This is a genomic window from Rhizobium sp. 01T417 (assembly GCF_056398905.1).
The window spans coordinates 240,292-259,504 of sequence record NZ_JBFTQH010000001.1; the positions used below are offsets into that span (position 1 = coordinate 240,292).

General features: G+C 60.4%; 18 protein-coding genes. 8 read left to right on the plus strand and 10 right to left on the minus strand.

What is annotated here, in order from left to right; translation table 11 throughout:
• Nucleotides 1–2: 2 nt before the first annotated feature.
• The 4 genes from purB to AC1DPR_RS01165 all read right to left on the minus strand — a co-directional run bounded on the left by purB (nucleotide 3) and on the right by AC1DPR_RS01165 (nucleotide 3,686).
• Complete coding sequence (purB, locus tag AC1DPR_RS01150) at nucleotides 3–1,310, minus strand: adenylosuccinate lyase (protein ID WP_477815625.1); 1,308 nt, start codon at nucleotides 1,308–1,310, stop codon at nucleotides 3–5.
• A gap of 62 nt (nucleotides 1,311–1,372) precedes the next feature.
• Nucleotides 1,373–1,864, minus strand: a complete 492-nt coding sequence (locus AC1DPR_RS01155; protein WP_018854887.1) for a hypothetical protein — start codon at nucleotides 1,862–1,864, stop codon at nucleotides 1,373–1,375.
• A 16-nt stretch (nucleotides 1,865–1,880) separates the two neighbouring features.
• Complete coding sequence (gene rpe / locus AC1DPR_RS01160; protein ID WP_018854888.1) at nucleotides 1,881–2,561, minus strand: ribulose-phosphate 3-epimerase; 681 nt, start codon at nucleotides 2,559–2,561, stop codon at nucleotides 1,881–1,883.
• Between the two features lie 42 nt (nucleotides 2,562–2,603).
• Entirely contained in the window at nucleotides 2,604–3,686 is a 1,083-nt protein-coding gene (locus AC1DPR_RS01165; protein ID WP_477815626.1) for a branched-chain amino acid ABC transporter substrate-binding protein, read from the minus strand.
• 171 nt (nucleotides 3,687–3,857) lie between these two features.
• Here AC1DPR_RS01165 and AC1DPR_RS01170 point away from each other — a divergent pair, with 171 nt between their 5' ends.
• From AC1DPR_RS01170 to AC1DPR_RS01200, 7 genes are read left to right on the plus strand one after another with little or no spacing between them, the layout of a single operon-like run.
• Nucleotides 3,858–4,352 carry a flavin reductase gene (locus AC1DPR_RS01170; RefSeq protein ID WP_018854890.1) on the plus strand — a complete coding sequence of 165 codons (495 nt, stop codon included), beginning with the start codon at nucleotides 3,858–3,860 and terminating at the stop codon, nucleotides 4,350–4,352.
• Nucleotides 4,353–4,373: 21 nt separating this feature from the next.
• Complete coding sequence (locus AC1DPR_RS01175; protein ID WP_018854891.1) at nucleotides 4,374–5,303, plus strand: AAA family ATPase; 930 nt, start codon at nucleotides 4,374–4,376, stop codon at nucleotides 5,301–5,303.
• Between the two features lie 3 nt (nucleotides 5,304–5,306).
• Nucleotides 5,307–6,569: a vWA domain-containing protein gene (locus AC1DPR_RS01180; RefSeq protein WP_169680278.1), complete on the plus strand. Its 1,263-nt coding sequence runs from the start codon at nucleotides 5,307–5,309 to the stop codon at nucleotides 6,567–6,569.
• On the plus strand, nucleotides 6,566–6,895 hold the full coding sequence (locus tag AC1DPR_RS01185) for an XdhC family protein (protein WP_026371479.1): 330 nt from the start codon (nucleotides 6,566–6,568) through the stop codon (nucleotides 6,893–6,895). The genes AC1DPR_RS01180 and AC1DPR_RS01185 overlap by 4 nt, the downstream gene beginning before the upstream one ends.
• Nucleotides 6,895–7,599, plus strand: a complete 705-nt coding sequence (locus AC1DPR_RS01190) for an XdhC family protein (protein WP_018854894.1) — start codon at nucleotides 6,895–6,897, stop codon at nucleotides 7,597–7,599. Before AC1DPR_RS01185 ends, AC1DPR_RS01190 begins: the two co-directional genes overlap by 1 nt.
• Nucleotides 7,596–9,230: an NTP transferase domain-containing protein gene (locus AC1DPR_RS01195; protein WP_477815627.1), complete on the plus strand. Its 1,635-nt coding sequence runs from the start codon at nucleotides 7,596–7,598 to the stop codon at nucleotides 9,228–9,230. The genes AC1DPR_RS01190 and AC1DPR_RS01195 overlap by 4 nt, the downstream gene beginning before the upstream one ends.
• A gap of 3 nt (nucleotides 9,231–9,233) precedes the next feature.
• Entirely contained in the window at nucleotides 9,234–9,551 is a 318-nt protein-coding gene (locus AC1DPR_RS01200; protein WP_018854896.1) for a TfoX/Sxy family protein, read from the plus strand.
• Between the two features lie 3 nt (nucleotides 9,552–9,554).
• Here the strand turns inward: AC1DPR_RS01200 and AC1DPR_RS01205 are convergent, their stop codons facing one another.
• From AC1DPR_RS01205 to AC1DPR_RS01225, 5 genes are all read right to left on the minus strand, one after another.
• The gene (locus AC1DPR_RS01205) at nucleotides 9,555–9,977 is read right to left on the minus strand and encodes an NUDIX domain-containing protein (protein ID WP_018854897.1); all 423 of its coding nucleotides are present in this window, start codon (nucleotides 9,975–9,977) and stop codon (nucleotides 9,555–9,557) included.
• A 5-nt stretch (nucleotides 9,978–9,982) separates the two neighbouring features.
• Nucleotides 9,983–11,470 carry a DEAD/DEAH box helicase gene (locus tag AC1DPR_RS01210; protein ID WP_018854898.1) on the minus strand — a complete coding sequence of 496 codons (1,488 nt, stop codon included), beginning with the start codon at nucleotides 11,468–11,470 and terminating at the stop codon, nucleotides 9,983–9,985.
• 157 nt (nucleotides 11,471–11,627) lie between these two features.
• Entirely contained in the window at nucleotides 11,628–12,926 is a 1,299-nt protein-coding gene (locus tag AC1DPR_RS01215) for a M23 family metallopeptidase (RefSeq protein ID WP_018854899.1), read from the minus strand.
• A 97-nt stretch (nucleotides 12,927–13,023) separates the two neighbouring features.
• Complete coding sequence (locus AC1DPR_RS01220) at nucleotides 13,024–13,851, minus strand: ferritin-like domain-containing protein (protein WP_192305934.1); 828 nt, start codon at nucleotides 13,849–13,851, stop codon at nucleotides 13,024–13,026.
• Nucleotides 13,848–14,321, minus strand: a complete 474-nt coding sequence (locus AC1DPR_RS01225; protein ID WP_018854901.1) for a peroxiredoxin — start codon at nucleotides 14,319–14,321, stop codon at nucleotides 13,848–13,850. Before AC1DPR_RS01225 ends, AC1DPR_RS01220 begins: the two co-directional genes overlap by 4 nt.
• A gap of 119 nt (nucleotides 14,322–14,440) precedes the next feature.
• Here AC1DPR_RS01225 and AC1DPR_RS01230 point away from each other — a divergent pair, with 119 nt between their 5' ends.
• Nucleotides 14,441–17,827, plus strand: coding sequence for a hypothetical protein (locus tag AC1DPR_RS01230; protein WP_477815628.1), 3,387 nt, complete (start codon nucleotides 14,441–14,443; stop codon nucleotides 17,825–17,827).
• Between the two features lie 52 nt (nucleotides 17,828–17,879).
• Here the strand turns inward: AC1DPR_RS01230 and tyrS are convergent, their stop codons facing one another.
• Nucleotides 17,880–19,136, minus strand: a complete 1,257-nt coding sequence (gene tyrS, locus AC1DPR_RS01235; protein WP_018854903.1) for a tyrosine--tRNA ligase — start codon at nucleotides 19,134–19,136, stop codon at nucleotides 17,880–17,882.
• Nucleotides 19,137–19,213: the final 77 nt, after the last annotated feature.

Here is a 19,213-nt window from a genome sequence, read left to right on the forward strand (position 1 = left end):
GCTTAGGCAGCGCCGAAGACGCGCCGGAAGATCGTATCAACGTGCTTGGTATGATAGCCAAGGTCGAATTTCTCGCGGATTTCCACTTCGGTGAGCGCGGCACGGACCTCGGAGTCGGCAAGCAGCTCCTCCAGGAAATCCTTGCCCTGTTCCCACACCTTCATGGCGTTTCGCTGGACGAGCCGGTAGGCATCCTCGCGGGAAACGCCTGCCTGTGTCAGCGCCAGAAGCACGCGCTGCGAATGCACGAGGCCACGGAACTTGTCGAGGTTCTTCATCATGTTGTCGGGATAGACCACGAGTTTCTCGATGACGCCGGCCAAACGGTTGAGGGCAAAGTCGAGCGTGATCGTCGTGTCGGGCCCGATGCCGCGCTCGACGCTCGAATGGCTGATATCGCGCTCATGCCACAGGGCGACGTTCTCCATGGCGGGAACGACCGACATGCGCACCAGGCGCGCCAGACCGGTCAGGTTTTCAGTCAGGACCGGGTTACGCTTGTGCGGCATGGCCGAAGAGCCCTTCTGGCCGGGCGAGAAGTACTCCTCAGCTTCCAGGACTTCCGTGCGCTGCATATGGCGAATCTCGATCGCGACGTTTTCGATCGAAGAGGCAATGACGCCGAGGATGGCGAAGAACATCGCATGCCGGTCGCGCGGAATGACCTGCGTCGAAACCGGCTCCGGCACCAGGCCGAGCTTGGCGCAGACATGTTCCTCGACGCGCGGGTCGATATTGGCGAAAGTGCCGACAGCGCCGGAGACCGCACCGGTGGCGATTTCGGCACGCGCGGCCAGCAGGCGGGCGCGGTTGCGGCTCATCTCGGCGTAGAAGCGCGCGAGCGTCAGGCCCATCGTGGTCGGCTCGGCATGAATGCCGTGGCTGCGACCGATGCGGACGGTGTCCTTGTGTTCGAAGGCGCGTGCCTTGAGAGCGGCGAGCAGACGATCCATGTCGGCGAGCAGGATGTCGGCTGCGCGGACGAGTTGGATGTTGAATGTGGTGTCGAGAACGTCAGAAGACGTCATGCCCTGGTGGACGAAACGCGCATCGGAACCGACGATCTCTGAAAGGTGCGTCRGGAAGGCAATGACATCGTGCTTGGTGACGGCCTCGATTTCATCGATCCGCGCAACGTCGAACGTGGCGGCGCCGCCTCGTTCCCAGATCGTCTTCGCAGCCGATTTCGGGATGACACCCAGTTCGGCGAGCGCATCGCAGGCGTGAGCCTCGATCTCGAACCAGATGCGGAATTTGGTTTCGGGCGACCAGATGGCGACCATCTCTGGCCGGGAATAGCGCGGGATCATGGCTTCCTGCTTTCGTTCATAAGGAAATGCTGGCGCCCCTGTATCAAAGACAGGCGGCAATCTCAACGCATGCGTTTAGCAAGCGCAACACTAGTGCCGAAAAGGCAGAGAAGGCCGAGCGGAAGAAACAGGCGAATTCCAAGGACGGCGAACTGATAGACTGCACTGGCACCGGTGAAGACGAATTGAAACACCCACGTCAGGGATCCAAAAGAAGCGTGCCACGCCGAGTAGAAGACCCGGTAGTCCATGGCGAATAGAAAGGCGGTCATCAGGATCGTCCCGGCAGCAAGTGTCAGGAAGAAGGCTGCAAAACGCGTCTCCGGCGAGCGTCGGTGCGCAAGGAAGCGACCCAATGGCAACATGAATGGCCAAGCCAGCAATCCGCCTGTGAAATAGAGTAGCGCGAGGTCGCGGAGATGTGCCGTCTCCATTCCGTTTCTGAAACAGAGCGCGGCCATCGCGGACGCGAGCATCTGCGTGCCCCAGAGCACTGCGCCTGCGAATAGATCGGGGAGAGGCGGGCGCGCCGCCTTGAGCCGCTCGGAGATCAAGGACGGCCTGCTTTCATCACGACTTGGACTGACCTTCGGCGGCACTGCGCAAGGCGCTGATGGCCGCCTTGTAGGCCTCGACCGAGCCGCCCTTGAAGATCGCCGAACCTGCGACGAGAACATTGGCGCCAGCTTTGCCGACGATCGGCGCCGTTTCGACTGTTACTCCACCATCGACTTCGAGATCGATCGGCCTGTCACCGATGAGTGACCGCGCGGCGGCAATCTTGTCCGCCATCGCGGGAATGAATTTCTGTCCGCCAAATCCGGGGTTTACCGACATGATAAGGATGAGGTCGACCTCGTCGAGGACATTTTCTAGTGCCGAAAGCGGCGTGGCCGGATTGAGGGTGACGCCGACCTTTTTGCCCAGGCTGCGCACAGTTTGAAGCGACCGGTGGAGATGCGGCCCGGCTTCGGCATGGACGGTAATGCGGTCGCAGCCCGCCTTGGCGAAGGCCTCCAGGTAAGGATCGGCAGGTGCAATCATCAGATGGCAATCAAAAACGGCGTCCGTATAGGAACGCAGCGATTTGATCACATCAGGGCCGAAGGAAATGTTTGGGACGAAGTGACCGTCCATGACGTCGAGGTGAATCCAATCGGCTCCAGCCGCGGTCACGTCACGGACTTCCTGGCCCAGTTTGGCAAAATCGGCGGCAAGGATGGATGGCGCGATGCGAATGGGCGTAGTCATTGACGTCTCTCCGTAAAACTCGTGCAGCGGCGGCGGCAAAGCCTATTCGATCGGAGCGCTTGGCAGCACGAATGAACCGGCGTGCCATAGCAGCAGGCGGTAGGGGTTATCGGCCAATTCATGGCCGGCGTTGAAAGCAATCTTTCCGATAATCGTCTCGAAGGAGGTGCCGCCGATATGCTGCGCGATCGGCCTATCATCAGCGCCGGCATCCTGGACAGCCTTCGACGCGATTTCCACAGCTGCATAAGCAGGCAGTACATAGCCCTCCGGCTCGACGCCGCCGGCGCGTAACGCATCGACAACCGACTTCGCTTCCGGCCGCGCCGCATAGTCCGGCAGGGCAACGGCGTAAACGCCATCGGCAAGCGCGAGCGGTTGGTTGGCAGCCCGCATGGCGTCGCCACCGAGGATATCGAGTTGAATCTTTTCCGCCGCTGCATCACGTGCGATCACTGCAACGTCGCTGCGATCCCCGCCGACAAATACCTTTGTCGCCCCGGCCTTCTTCAGGCGGCGTACAAGAGCAACCTGCTGCTCCTGGCCCGGTCGATAGGTGTCGGTGAATACCGGCTTGAGGCCTTTTTCCTCGAGCGCGTTTCGGATCGCTTCCGTAAGCTCCCGGCCATGGATAGTGCCGTCTTCGACCAGTGCGATCGGCGAGGCCGCCCACTCCCGTACGATCACCTCGATAATCTTCTCCGCTTCCGCGCCATCGGCCGGCGCCATTCGATAGAGCGGCCAGGCATTTTTTAGCGCGTCTTCCATGAGGATGCGTGAGCGCACCGAGATGGTAATCGCCGGGATATTGGCATCCTTCAGCTTTGGCAGTGCGCCCTCGAGCGTCTCGCTGCAGAGAAAGCCTACGGCTACCTGGACCTTGGCATTGATCAACGCGTCAGCGATCGCCGCGCCGCTGTTTTCCTCGCAAGTCTCCGCGACCGTGACGATCGTGTTGCCATCCTGCTGGATCCTGGCAGTGGCACCGGCAATGATCTGGGCTCCGATTGGCGCGAGGTTGCCAGTCTGTGGCGCAACAACGCCAATCGTGAGGCCGGCGGCATGGCATTCTCCGGCCGCAAGGAGCAGCATCGGCAGAAGTGCTAGGCCACGCAAAGTATTCATAAAAGCCGCAGGTCCGTGTCGTTTGTCCTGCTCTTTTATCCGTCCGGCATCGATCGTCAAAGAAAAACGCACGGTTGGGAAGCTTTTCGCCTGGCTTTTGTAGAAAAGGTAACCGATCACCTTCATATTATAGAAAACAGCAAAACCGGTGACGCCGGATGGAGAATGCCTTTGTTGAACAAGCAACCGATCGACCCGCGCCTCTACCGGGATGCGATGAGCCGCTTTGGCGGCCATGTGCAGCTCGTAACGACGGCGATCGGTGAGGAGCGCAGAGGCGTGACGATCACTGCCGCTTGCTCGGTATCCGATAGCCCTGCGACCGTACTGGTATGCCTGAACAACAGCAATCCGAAGAACGACATCTTCTTTCGGAGCGGCATCTTTGCATTGAATACCTTGGCCGCGCATCATCAAGCGCTTGCGGATGCTTTTTCGGGGCGTGCGCTGCTCACCAACGACGAACGCTTCGCGACGGGTGTGTTCGACAAGCTGGTAACGGGCGCGCCCATCCTTCGCGACGCGCTTGCCTCCTTCGATTGCCGCGTGAGCGAAATCAAGGAAATGTCGACGCACCACATCATTTTCGGCGAGGTCGTGGCAGTCCGGTACAACGAGGCGAAGCCTGCGCTTGTCTATATGAACCGGGATTACCACACGCTATAACTCCTGAAAAAGGGAGGAGACATGCCGGATCAAACTCATCCGCCGCTGCCATCGTCGATCGATGAGACGATCGCGATGCTGGGCGATCAGGATTATCTCGCGGGGCGGGCGCTTGGAACAGTGCTTTTCCTGGCCCTGAAGATGAAGCGTCCTCTCTTTCTGGAAGGCGAGGCGGGTGTCGGCAAGACCGAGATCGCAAAGGTGCTCTCGAAAGCTCTCGGCCGGCCGCTGATCCGCCTGCAATGTTACGAAGGACTGGATATCGCTTCGGCTGTCTACGAATGGAACTATCCGGCACAGATGCTCGAAATCCGCCTGGCCGAAGCGTCCGGGCTGACCGACAGGAACAGGATAGAGTCGGACATCTTCTCCGAACGATACCTCATCCGCCGGCCGGTGTTGCAGGCTCTGTCGAGCGCGGATGGGCGGGCGCCCGTCTTCCTCATCGACGAGCTCGACCGCACCGATGAAGCGTTCGAGGCCTTTCTGTTGGAGGTTCTCTCTGATTTTCAGGTGACGATCCCCGAGCTCGGCACTATCCGTGCAGCCGAGCCACCGATCGTCATTATAACCACGAACCGGACGCGTGAGGTTCACGACGCGCTGAAGCGGCGTTGCCTATACCATTGGGTCGATTATCCCGATGCCGCGCAGGAGCTGGAGATTATTCGCCGCAAGGTGCCGGGCTGTAATGCGGCTCTGTCCGCGCAGATCGTCGCCTATGTACAGAAGCTTCGGGCACTGGATCTTTTCAAGAACCCGGGCGTAGCCGAGACGATTGATTGGGCGACAGCGCTGACCGAACTCGATCGCCTGGCGCTCGATCCGGAAACGATTTCCGATACGATCGGAACACTGCTGAAATACCAGGACGACATCGCGCGTATCCAGGGTAGCGACGGTGCGAAAGTCCTGGAGGATATCAGGGGCGAGCTGCAGGCGGCAGGATAACGGATGGAAGCTACAAGCCGACAGGATGGGATTGTCTTTCCGCCTCTTCCGGTCGGTGACGGTCGTTTTGCCGATAATATCGTCTTCTTTGCCAGGGTACTGCGGAAGGCCGGCATGAAGATCGGGCCGGCCGCGATCGTTGATGCGATCGAGGCGGTCGAGACGATCGGTATCGGGTCGCGTGAGGAATTTCACGCCGCGCTCTCATCCGTCTTCGTCAAACGGCACGAAGACAAGCCGGTCTTCGACGAGGCGTTTCGCCTTTTTTGGCGCTCGCGGGACCTTGTCGAGAAGATGATCGCAATGCTGTCGCCAAGGGCGTCGGAAACCCTCCAGAAGGAGAAGGCAAAGCCCGGCGAAAGCCGCGCCGCGGACGCCTTGCTCGGCGACCGAAGGGACAACAAGCCGCCGCGCGACGAGCCTGATATCGAGATCGATGCGCGCTTTACGATGTCGGGCAACGAAGTCTTCCGGCGGATGGACTTCGCCCAAATGTCTGCGTTGGAGATTGCCGCGGCCAAGAAGGCACTTGCGAAACTGCAGCTGCCTCTGGACAAGGTGCGGACCCGGCGCTTCCGCCCATCGCATGCTCACGCCCATGTGGATGCGCGCGCGACGATGCGGGCTGCATTGCGCAGCGGGGCCGGCCTCATTCTTCCGCGATACCGCGAGATCCGCGAGGTTCAGCCACCCTTGGTCGTTCTCGCCGATATCTCCGGCTCGATGAGCCAGTACACGCGCATCTTTCTGCACTTTCTCCATGTGCTAACGGAGAAGCGCCGGAGGGTTCATACCTTCCTGTTCGGAACGCGCCTCACGAATGTCACTCGCCAGATGCGGCACAAGGATCCCGACGAAGCAATGGATGAATGCGCGGCAGCGGTAAGGGATTGGTCCGGTGGGACGCGGATCGGTGAGACGCTGAGGGAGTTCAATCGCCTGTGGGCTCGCCGTGTGCTGGGGCAGGGCGCGGTCGTGCTGTTGATCACCGACGGGCTGGAGCGCGAGGGAACGGATCTGCTCGCGGCAGAAATGGACAGGTTGCATCGCTCGTGTCGGCGACTGATCTGGCTCAATCCGCTGCTGCGCTTCGACGGCTTCGAGCCGCGCGCGCGTGGCGTGCGCGCAATGCTGCCGCATGTTGACGAATTCCGACCGGTTCACAATCTATCATCCTTGAGCGACCTTGCGGAAGCACTCGGCGCAACGCGATCGACGGAATGTGACCCGCGCCGGTACCTCGAAAGATTGAAAGGCATCGCATGACAGGTACATCGTTTGACCTTGATCCGTTAATGACGGCGGAAGCCTGGAGAAAAAGCGGGCGAGACGTGGCGATTGCCACGGTCATCGAGACGTGGGGATCGGCGCCACGACCGGCCGGAAGCCATCTCGTGATCGACCGAGACGGCAATTTCGAAGGCTCCGTATCGGGGGGCTGCGTCGAGGGCGCCGTTATCGCCGAGGCGCTTGATGTGATCGCCGACGGTAAGGGGAAGATGCTCGAGTTTGGTGTTGCGGATGAAACGGCGTGGCGCGTCGGCCTTTCTTGCGGCGGCCGGATTCGTGTCTATGTCGAAAGGCTCAATTGATGGATGCGGCAAATCTTGCGCGGCTGAATGACGCGCGCCGGGCGCGCCGCGCCGCCATGCTGCTGACTGATCTCGAAAAGGGAGGAGATACCGTTGTCCTTGAGGGGGAGCCAGTGGAACCCTCCTTGCGAGCGGATATCGAGGCTGCCTTTCGCTCAGGGAAATCGACGGCAATCGAGGTCGATGGGCATCGCTACTTTCTTAACGTGCATCTGCCGCCGGCCCATATCGTGATTATCGGCGCCGTTCACATCAGTCAGGTCCTGGCGCAGATGGCATCGCTTGCCGGCTTCGATGTGCGGATCATCGATCCGCGCACGGCTTTCGCCACGCCGGAACGGTTCCTCGGGACCGATCTGACGGCGGATTGGCCGGTGGATGTCCTCAAGGATCGTCCGCTGGACGCCTATACGGCGCTCGTCGCCGTGACGCATGACCCGAAGATCGACGACTATCCCATTACCGAGGCGTTGCGGACCGGCTGTTTCTATGTCGGAGCGCTCGGCAGCCGGAAGACGCATGCGACTCGGCTAGAACGGTTGCGCGCAGACGGTGCGGACGAGGCCGCGCTTGCCAAAATCAGCGCGCCGATCGGGCTTAATATCGGTGCGTCGAGCCCAGCCGAAATCGCGGTCGCCATTCTCGCGGAGATCGTCCAAACGCTGCGGACGCGGACCTTGTCTCCGGTTGGTGACAGCAAATGAAGTTCGGATCATTCTCCATCGAGGCAGCCGAGGGCGTGGTCCTCGCCCATGCCGTGAAGCTTGCCGGCGGCAGCCTGTCCAAAGGACACAGGATCGGTGCCGGCGACATCGAAAGGCTGCGCGGTGAGGCTATAGGGCAGGTCATTGCTGCACTAATGGAGGAGGGCGACGTCGGGGAGGACGAGGCGGCGAGACGACTTGCGCAGGCAATCGCGCCCGACCATTTGCGCCTCTCTGAGGCTTCCACGGGACGCGTGAACGTCTATTCGACTGTTGACGGCCTGTTCGTCGCAAGCCGCAGCGCCGTCGACCGGCTGAACAGCATCGACCCTGCTATCACGCTTGCCTGTCTCAACGATCATGTGCCCGTTCGCAATGGCGACATGGTTGCGACATTCAAGATCATCCCGCTCGCCGTGTCCGGCGCCAAACTCGACCTTGCATGCGAGGTGCTGCGGTCGACATCCGCCTTCGAGGTGAAGCCCTTTGCCGGCCGCTCGGTCTCGTTGATCGCGACGGAACTGCCGTCGCTGAAGCCATCGGTCATGGACAAGACGGCACGCGTGCTTTCCCGGCGGCTCGTCGCATCAGGCAGTCATCTCGTGAGGGAGACGCGGGTTGCTCATCACGTCGAACCGGTAGCGCAGGCGCTTCTCGAGGCATTGCGGCTACCCGACAGCGCCCCGAAGTTGGTCATCCTTTTCGGCGCGTCCGCCGTGATCGACGCGGAGGATGTGATTCCCGAAGCCATAAGAAGGGCCGGCGGCGAAGTCGTGCAGGTCGGCATGCCTGTCGATCCAGGGAACCTGCTTGTCCTCGGTCGGATCGGTGATATTCCCGTCATCGGCGCACCGGGATGTGCACGCAGCCCGAAGGAGAATGGCTTCGATTGGGTACTCGACCGCATTCTGGCTGGCGAACAGCCGAGCGCAGTCGACATCAGCGGCATGGGTGTGGGAGGTCTTCTGATGGAAATCCAGGCGCGGCCCAGCCTACGCGAAGCCGAGGCGCGCACTAGCCCCGCCGGCAAGCTTGTTACAGTCATTCTTGCCGCGGGCCAGGCCAGACGGATGGGAGAGGGCGGCCCGCACAAGCTGCTGGCGGAGTTTGGCGGTGTGCCGCTTATCCGGCGATCGGTGATGACCGCGATCGGCAGCCGCTCGGCGTCGGTGATCGTCGTGACGGGACATCGTAAAAGCGAGATTGAATCAGCACTGTCCGGACTTGACGTGACAATTGCTCACAATCCGGATTACGCGTCGGGCATGGCTTCGTCGCTCGCAACGGGATTCTCGGTCGAGCACGCCCGTGACGCGGATGGAATTCTCGTTATGCTTGCCGATATGCCGGGTGTGTCCAGTGATGATCTCGATAAGCTAATGGCAGCTTTCCGGCAATCTGGCGGCCAGTCGATCATCCGCGCGGTGTCGCGCGGCAAGCGTGGCAATCCCGTGATATTGCCTAAATCTCTATTTGATGCAGTGCTGCGGCTGGAGGGTGATGTCGGGGCGCGGCACATCATCGAAACATCGGGCGTGCCTGTCGTGGACATCGATATTGGCGATGCGGCGCATCTGGATGTGGATACGCCGGAAGCGGTCATTGGCGCAGGAGGGGTTTTAAAGGGCTAAGGGATGGACACGGCGGCAATTGAAGAAATGTTTCAGGGGCTTGGACCCGTCACCATCAGGCGCATGTTCGGCGGCAAGGGCATCTACCATATGGGGCGGATTGTTGCTGTCGAAGTGCGCGGCGAGATGCTGTTGAAGGCCGACGAGCAAAGCGCATCGGAATTCGAGGCGGCGGGAGCGTCGCAATGGGCCTATGAAGGCAAGAAGGGAAGCCCGGTGAAGATGCCGTATTGGTCCATCCCCGACGATGCCTATGACGACCCCGATGTCATGGCGCGATGGGTTCGGCTTGCCTACGAAGCGGCTGTCCGAGCGGAATGAACCTTAGAGGAGTTCGCCCGACTTGAGCTTTTCGATTGCGGCCGCCGCAAATGCGGAAAGCGGCTGCGGGAGATCGGCGCGGCTGAACCAACCGAAGTCCGACAGCTTGTCCGGCTCCGTGAGCTGCGGTTCTCCATCGAACTCGGACGCTACATAGAGCAGGGAAATCCAGTGCTGGGCATCCGCGTCGCTGATCAGTTCCGTGGCGCCGAGAAGGTTGACGCGGCCGATCGATAGGCCGGTTTCTTCTTCCGCCTCGCGTCGAGCCGCCTGCTCGGACGGCTCCATATGATCGACCTTGCCGCCCACAATGCTCCAGTGGCCGGCTTCAGGAGCGCGCATGCGCCTGTAAAGCAGGATCTTGCGGTCGCGCAAAACCACCAGGCCAACGCCAAGGCCCGGGAAATCGATGCCAGGCGTGCCCATATTCGTCAGATCTTGGCGTTGGCCGTGATCAGCATGAAGGCGGGAATTTCATCACCGAAGCCAACCGGCGTCGGACCGTCGTCGTGGTCGCGATAGCGGCGGCGGTCGCGATTGTCGTCGTTTGCCGGGTAAGGACGAGCGGCGCGCGAGCTCTGCTGCGGCTTGTTTTGTTCTGCTTTGCGCTCTTGCTTCACGCTTTCGACCTTTGCTGGTGCTGCTGTTTCCATCGTCTCGACGTCATTATCTGCGACGGCGATTTCAGATTTATGACCTCGACGGCTCTTGCCGCGGCCGGTGTCCTTGTCCCGGCCCTTGCGACGCGAGCGATCGTCGTCGCGGCTGGGTTCGGGCGGAGGCAAGGCGGAGAGGTCGCCGTTCAACCACTCGACCTTCTCGCCGATCAACTTTTCGATCGCGTCGGCATGTTTCTGGTCGTGGCGGGTGACGATGGTGAATGCAGCGCCGGAACGGCCTGCGCGGCCGGTACGGCCGATACGATGCACATAATCCTCGGAATGGATCGGAACATCGAAGTTGAAGACGTGGCTGACGTCGGGAATATCGAGACCGCGAGCGGCGACATCGGAAGCCACGAGAAGCTGGAGATTACCGTCCTTGAAGTTCTGCAGCATGGCCATGCGCGAACGCTGATCCATGTCGCCGTGCAGAGCGCCGGCGGAAAAGCCGTGGCGGTCGAGCGAACGGAAGAGATCGGACACGTCCTTCTTGCGGTTGCAGAAGATGATTGCGTTCTTCAGATCGGTTTGAGCCTTGATAAGATCGCGCAGAACAGCACGCTTCTCATAATCCTTGCCATGCGAGGCAACGAAGCGCTGCGTTACCGTCTTTGCGGTGGATGCCGGCTTGGCAACTTCGATCCGCTCCGGATTCTGCAGGAAGCGATCCGCAAGCTTCTGGATCTCGGGCGGCATGGTTGCCGAGAAGAAAAGTGTCTGACGGGTGAACGGGATAAGCTTTGCGATGCGCTCGATATCCGGGATGAAGCCCATGTCGAGCATGCGGTCGGCTTCGTCGATGACGAAGATTTCGACAGCACTCATCAGGAGCTTGCCGCGTTCGAAATGGTCGAGCAGGCGGCCCGGGGTGCAGATCAGAACATCCGCGCCACGCTCGAGCTTGCGATCCTGATCTTCAAACGAAACGCCGCCGATCAGCAACGCGACATTCAAGCGGTGGTTCTTGCCGTACTTTTCGAAGTTCTCCGCAACCTGGGCGGCTAGTTCGCGGGTCGGCTCGAGGATCAGAGTCCGGGGCATCCGGGCGCGGGCACGGCCCTTTTCCAGCAGCGACAGCATCGGCAGAACGAAAGACGCAGTCTTGCCCGTTCCCGTCTGCGCAATCCCGCAAATATCGCGGCGCTCAAGCGCAAAGGGGATGGCACCAGCCTGAATTGGGGTTGGCGTCGTGTAACCCGCGTCGGTCACGGCGGAAAGCACTTTTTGGCTCAAGCCAAGATCAGCAAATGTCGTCAAAGGGAAAACTGTTTCCGTTCCGGTTCGGCCGTACTCTGGTTGAGTCGGCGTGATTGCGTGGCGCAATGCAGCGCGACATAAGCCGAAACTCTCCTTAAGTCAAGGAATACAGGCCTTGCAGCCAGTGCAGAGGTAAAGACGTGGTTAGCGCGCGTAGTTACTGTATGTAACTCGCAAGCTTCAAGCCCGCATTCATGAAGTAAATGGGATCAATGGCACGACCATCCTGACGGACTTCATAGTGTAAGTGCGTACCGGTGGACCGGCCGGTGCTGCCGGCAAGGCCAATCACGTCCGTGCGGTCGACTTTGTCGCCAATTTTCACGAGAATTTCCGACATGTGGCCGTAACGCGTGGAAATGCCCTTGCCGTGATCCACCTCGACCATGTTGCCGTAGCCGCCAGTCCAGCCGGCCGCTATGACCTTGCCGGGTGCCGTCGGGTGAACCTTTTCGCCAGGCGCAAAACGGAAATCGATGCCGGAGTGGAGTGCGAGGCGGCCGAGGAACGGATCACGCCGGTTCCCAAACGAGCTGGTGATCTCCTTGCCGGCGGCCGGATTCTGGAATGGCAGCGATTCGGCCATGCTCCGTACAGTCTCCAGGCGGGTGAGGGCATCGTCCAACTGCGCAAGCGACGTATCGAAATCATCGTTGCTCTCAGGCTCTACGTAAGGGCCGCCGACTGCGGTGTCATCCTGCTTCAAGCGCTCGGCCGGGACCGAAATCCTGAACCGCGTCAAGACCTTCGATATGGCATTGGCGGCGCCGCCGGCATCGCTCGTCAGTTGCGCGATGCGGGTGCGTTGCTTCTGCTCAATATCCTTCAGAGACAGCGTTACCTTGGAAAAAACCCGGTCAGCTCGGTCGCCGACGGTTTCCTTTGCCGGCACATCAGCCAGCGTCGCGTTATCAGGCGTCGCCTCAGCAGGTTCTACAGCGCCGGCAAGCTGATTCTCGATAGCCTGAACTGCGCCGGAGAGCGAGGCATGCTTCTCGTTTGCGTCGGGCGCGTAGGACTGGAGTGGTGTGGCCGCCTTGTTTCCGAGCCCGGAACTTTCGGCCCGGTCAAGAAGGGAGCCCAACTTGCCGTGGCGTGAGGTGAGCGCCAGTTGTTGCTCCATCAATTTGTCGACCTTGTCTTCGACGACCTGCTGATCGAGCAACTGGCGGGAGGTAACGCGATCGACCTGAGCTCGCAGAGCGGCGATCCGGTCCTCATAGTCGTGCTGCATGCGCGCCTGTCTGGCCATTGCCGCGCCGATCAGGTCGTCACGCAGCACGAGATAGGATGTGGCCAACAGATAGCCGATCGCAAAGACCCCGACAAAACATAAGACAAGCGCCGCCATCCACGGCTTGACGGTGAGGTGACGGACCCGGTCACCGCTCGCCAGGATCAGGATATGCTCTTGTTTTCGCTGACCGAATACGCGGCTATGCTGTGCATGCGTCACGGAGAATCTCCCAATCGAAGGCCGATGCCTCAATTGCCGCAATTACGCACGATTATGGTTAATATTTACTTAGGTCAGTATGGCTGTCGTGATCGGATCAGGCGTTGCTTGTCGATGTCAGCGATCGGTAGAAGGATGGCGTCAGTCCTGCTTCGGCCCGGGCGATGTCGTTGAAGGGAGGCTTCAACGGTCCGCGGAAATTGGCGCGTACCAACTCGTGGAATGTCCGTGCCGGATCCCGCTTTTCTCTGGCGCAAAGGAAGCGGAACCATTTGGCGCCTATCGCAACGTGACCTTTCTCGTCGTTGTAGATGACATCGAGCACGGCAGCGCTCTCCAAATCCCCGGTTTCGCGCATCTTGGCCTGCAGCGACGGTGTGACGTCCAACCCGCGAGCCTCGAGAATAAGCGGGACAACGGCGAGGCGCGCCGTCAGGTCATTCCTCGTCGCGTGCGCGGCCTGCCAAAGGCCGTCATGGGCGGGGAGGTCACCGTAGTCGGCGTCGAGGTCATTCAGGCGGGCGCGCACCATGCGGAAATGTTTCGCTTCTTCGAAGGCAACCTGCATCCACCCGTCGAAGAAGGAGTTCGGGACGGGTTCGGTCGCGAATCGCGCAACGATATCAAGCGCCAGATCGACGGCGTTGAGTTCGATGTGGGCGATGGCATGCAGCAGCGCGATGCGCCCCTTGACGGTATGCAAGGACCGCCTCTCCACCTGCGTCGGCGGTATCAAGTCCGGCTTATCCGGACGGCCCGGCCTCTCAGGCAGCGGCGCGTCAAGTGGCGAACGCAGGGACAGTGTGCGAGCAAACCAACGCGTCGCAGTTTCCTGGGCGAGCGTCGTCTTCTTATCGAGATCAGTTGCTCGGATAGCGTCGATCGCTCCGCCGCGCAGGGACGTGATGCTGGAGCGAGAGGTCATCGCGACAGGTTCTGCACGGCGGCAAGAACGATTTCTGCGTGGCCGGGCACCTTCACCTTCTGCCAGATCGTTCCGATGGTCCCATCCTCACGAATGAGGAAGGTTGTGCGCTCCACGCCCATGAAATTGCGTCCATACATGCTCTTTTGTTTCCACACGCCGTAGGCCGCCAGCGTCGTCTTCTCTTCATCGGACGCCAGGACAACCGAAAGACTATGCTTCTTGATGAAGCGATCATGGCATTTTGCGGAATCGGGAGACATGCCGATGACGGCAGCACCGGCCTTTTCGAACTGGTCTGCAAGCGCCGTGAAAGCCAACGATTCGGCCGTGCATCCTGTCGTGTCGTCCTTGGGATAGAAGAACAACACCAGCGGCTTACCACGGAAATCGGCAAGCGCGACGCGGCCTCCGCCATCGCGCGGGAGATTGAAGTCAGGCGCCGTCGTGCCGATGCTGACATCCGTCATGGAGAGACCTTTCTTTTGCCGAGTTTATGGATAACAGGTGATTTGCCAGATATATATTGGACGGGCAGTCGTCCAGCCAGTCTGGTCCAAACCGCAAATTAGGGAGTTAGGCGAGACGCATGTCGGCGATCCGCGGCGAGAAAATTACATTCCGCAAGAAAGACATCGTCGCACTGCATGAGCTCCCTTCGGCGCAGGCCGAAGATCCCATGATCGTCAGTTGCCCGCCGTCGCGTTCGCGCATGCGCAAGACCGCCGGCGCCACGGGTGGCTGCATCGCCATTATTTTCTTCGTGCTCGCTGCAATTGTCTTCACGGTAGAAAGCGGCATATTCGACGGGCCGCTGACGCGGCAGGCGCAGGCTGCACTCAATTCGGCCATCGGGCCTCGCTATAGGGCGGAGGTCGGCTCCACTGCTATCCGCTTTACCTCGAACCTGCGCCTTGCGCTCGAAGCTCGCAACGTCAACATGATTGACGAGAAGAGCGGACAGCACCTGTCGACCACACATGCGATGCGCATGGCGCTCGACCCGCTACAACTCTTTCGCGGTCGGATTGCGATTGCGCAGATCGAGGCGGAAGATATCGCACTCGACACAGCGCTGCTGCCGTCTGGAAAGCCGCTCAAGCTCGATGACGTTCGCATCGACGAGATTCCGACGGCGATGGAAGCTGCGTTCGCTCAACTCGACATGATCGACAGTTTTGTCGAGCGGGGTGGGACGCGCTCAGTGAAACTCTCGGGCATAGATATCAAGCTGGCCGATACGGCGAATGGTCCACTCTCGATCGTCGTCGACAGCCTGGACTTCACAAGGACACGCCAAGGCGCGCTGGCGCTGGATGGTGAGGTCGCGATCAACGGCAAGGCAGCGACGCTCAGCGTCATCACCGAAAGAACCGGCGAACGTACCTCGAAGTTGACGGGACAACTGGCGGGCGTCGACCTGGGACCGTTCACACTCAAGCGGAATGTCCAGGGTCAAATCCGGCAGGGCATCGACGGCTCTGGTGATGTGACGATCTCGGCAGTTCGCACCGGCGATCAAGCCGAGCCGGCGCTCGGCGCGTCAGTCGACCTGGAGCCTGGGCAATTCTATATGGATGGCGACCAGCAGGAGTTGAGCGGAGGGCGCATCAACCTCGCCTACGACTTTGACAAGCAGAAGCTTGAGATCGCGAAATCGCGTGTTCAGTTCGGCGCGACATCCGTACCGCTTACCGGCGCTCTTATCGATCTGGACAAGATCGATGCCGCTGCAGGAAAGGGCTTCGGGATAGATCTGCTGGTCAGTGGCGGCACCGCGGCCCCCACCGCGTCAGGCGAGCAACCGCTCGCCTTCGATATCCAGGCGACCGGTCGCTACCTCGTTACCGACCGCGAACTCGAATTCCCGAACATGCGGGTTTCGAGCCCTGCTGGCGGTCTTTTTGGCTCGCTGCATGTTCGTCTGGGCGACGTGTCGCCGGAGATCAGCTTTGCCGGGCAGTCACAGCAGTTGCAGACAACGGCCGTCAAGCAATTGTGGCCATTCTGGATGGCGTCGAAGGGCCGCGAATGGGTTCAGCGCAACCTCTTCGGGGGCACCGTCACCGACGCATCAATCTCCGTCTTCATTCCGTTCGGACGCCTGGACGAGGCGGTCGGCAAAGGTCTGAAACTCGACAAGAACCAGATCCGGATTGCTTTCGACATCGCAGATACCCGAATGAACGTGGCCGGCGACATCCCGCCAATCCGCGATATGAATGCCCACTTTGATCTGAGCGGTCCGCGGGCGACAATCTCGATCAAGAGCGGGACGGCATTCTTTCCGTCCGGACGATCGGTGAGCGTCGGCGAGGGCACGTTTGTCCTGCCATCGACCTACGACAAGCCGCTCATGGCCGAACTCAATCTTCCCATTTCCGGCGCGGCTGACGCGGTCGGCGAATTGCTCACCTATAAGCCGATCCAGGTGTTACAGCGCGCGGGCTTCGTGCCCGAGGACCTGAAGGGCAAGGTGTCGGCGAAAGTGCAGGCTCGCATCGGGCTGATCTCGTCGCAGAGTCCTCCTCCTGCTGAATGGAAAGCGGTCCTGCAGCTACAGGATCTCGATGTCGCCAAACCGTTTTCGGGCCGCAAGATCACTGGTCTCGACGGCGTGTTGAACGCGGATCCAAAGCAGGTCAGCCTCGACGGAAAAGGGCTGATCGATGGCATTCCCGCCGGGATCAAGCTTGTCGAGCCGACGGACAAGTCGTCCAATGTCCAGCCGCAGCAGACCATTACTGCCACCTTGAACAATGATCAGCGGGAAAAGGTGCTGCCCGGTCTCAACGACATCGTCGATGGTAGCGTCGACGTGGAACTCAATCGCATCGATCAGGACCGACAGGCGGTCACTGTCGACCTTGGAAGGGCGCGGCTGTCTCTCCCATGGATCGGCTGGTCCAAGGGCGGCGGGATCGGCGCGACGGCCACATTCGAGGCCTCCGGCCCTGCAGACAACACCGAGTTGAAGAACTTCGTCCTCAAGGGGGATGGATTCGGGGCAAATGGCTCGCTTGTTATCGGCAAGGGCAATCTCGTGAAGGCGGATTTCGACAGTGTCAAACTGTCGTCGCTGGACGACTTCTCCGTTTCGGTGAAGCGCGGCAAGGGAGGGTTTGATGTCTCCGTGTCAGGCGAGAGTGCAGATGCACGTCCGATCATCGCGAGATTGAAGTCCAGCAGCGGCGGTGACTCCGACCACAGCGGCAGCATATCCGTTCGAGCCAAGCTCGGCCGCGTCGTCGGTTTCAATGACGAGAAGTTGCGCAATGCCGAGATGACCTATGTGTCGTCAGGCGGGAGGCTGCAGACACTGAATTTCACCGGCGTCACCGACAGCGGCGAGGCGTTCGTAGCCCAGACGAAGGGAAATGGCGTTATCAATGTCACGAGCGGCGATGCCGGCTCTGTTTCCCGCTTCGCCGACCTCTATCAGCACATGATGGGCGGCTTGCTCAATATGCAGATCCGCCTAGGGGCGGGCGACAATTGGGATGGCTCCATCGACATCAGGCGCTTCTCGCTTGTCAACGAACAGCGCTTGCACTCGATCGTTTCGACGCCGRTCGGCGAGGAGCAACGAAGCCTGAATTCAGCGGTAAAACGGAACATCGATACATCGGCGCAGCGTTTCCAGCGCGGCTTTGCGCGCATTGTTTCTCAGAACGGCGTCGTCAGTATCGAGAACGGCGTGGTGCGTGGTGACCAGGTCGGCGCGGTGTTTCAGGGAACGGTTCGTAACCAGCGCGGCAGGATGGACATGACGGGTACCTTCATGCCTGCATATGGCCTCAACCGGCTGTTTGCCGAATTGCCGTTGATCGGCATCATCCTTGGGAACGGCACGGATCGCGGCCTGATCGGCATTACCTTCAAGCTCACAGGAAAGTTGGAATCGCCGGATCTGATCGTCAATCCGTTGTCGATCATCGCGCCGGGCGTTTTCCGCAACATCTTCGAATTCCAGTAGGCACAAAAAAGCCGGCGCGAGGCCGGCTTTCTGTCTGAGACGTTGACCACGCTTAGGCAGCGCGGCGGATCAGGATGTGCTTCTTCTTGCCGAGCGATAGCTTGATCACGCCATCAGCGGTGATCTCTTCGCTGCCGATGATTTTGCGCTCGTCGCTGACGGCCTGGTCGTTGATGCGCACCGCACCGCCCTGAACGTGGCGGCGGGCCTCGCCGTTCGAGGCTGCAAGGCCGGCGCGGACGATCAGCGACAGAAGGCCGATGCCACCGTCGAGTTCGGCGGCCGGGACGTCGACAGACGGAAGGTTCTCGGCAAGGCCGCCTTCCTCGAAGGTCTTGCGGGCGGTTTCGGCAGCCTGCTCCGCGGCAACACGACCATGCAGGATCGCGGTGACCTCAGTCGCCAGGATCTTCTTGACCTCGTTGATCTCGGAACCGGCTAGCGCTGAGAGGCGTGCGATTTCGTCCATCGGCAGCGTGGTGTAGAGCTTCAGGAAGCGCGAGACGTCAGCGTCCTCTGTGTTGCGCCAGTACTGCCAGAAGTCATAGGCCGACAGCATGTCCGCGTTGAGCCAGACAGCGCCGGTCGCAGACTTGCCCATCTTGGCGCCGGAAGCGGTCGTCAGCAGCGGCGAGGTGAGGGCGTAGAGCTGCGGCGTCCCCATGCGGTGACCGAGGTCGATGCCGTTGACGATGTTGCCCCACTGATCCGACCCCCCCATCTGCAGACGGCAGTCGTAGCGCTTGGCCAATTCGACGAAGTCGTAGGCCTGCAGGATCATGTAGTTGAATTCGAGGAACGACAGCGACTGTTCGCGGTCAAGGCGCGTCTTGACGCTGTCGAAAGCCAGCATGCGATTGACCGAGAAGTGCCGGCCGACATCGCGTAGGAATTCGAGGTAGTTGAGCGATCTCAGCCACTCTGCGTTGTTGATCATCAACGCATCCTTCGGGCCTTCGCCGTAGGAGAGGTAGTTCGAGAAGACGCGCTTAATCGAAGCGATGTTGCTCTCGATGGTATCGACGGTCATCAGCTGCCGCGCTTCCTCCTTAAAGGAGGGATCACCGACCATACCGGTGCCGCCGCCCATCAGCGAAATGGCGCGATGGCCGGTCGCCTGCATCCAGTGCAGCATCATGATCTGGATCAGCGAGCCGGCATGCAGGCTGGGAGCGGTGGGGTCAAAGCCGATATAGGCCGTTACCGTTTCCTTGGCGAAGAGTTCGTCGAGGCCCGTTTCATCGGAAATCTGATGAATGAAGCCGCGCTCTTTCAGCGTACGGAGGAAATCGGATTTGAACTCGGACATGACCTTTTGCTCTCGGGTGCGGATTTTCGGATTGGCTATTGTTGAAGTGACGCGGCGCGTTTAGCACTGTTTTGCCG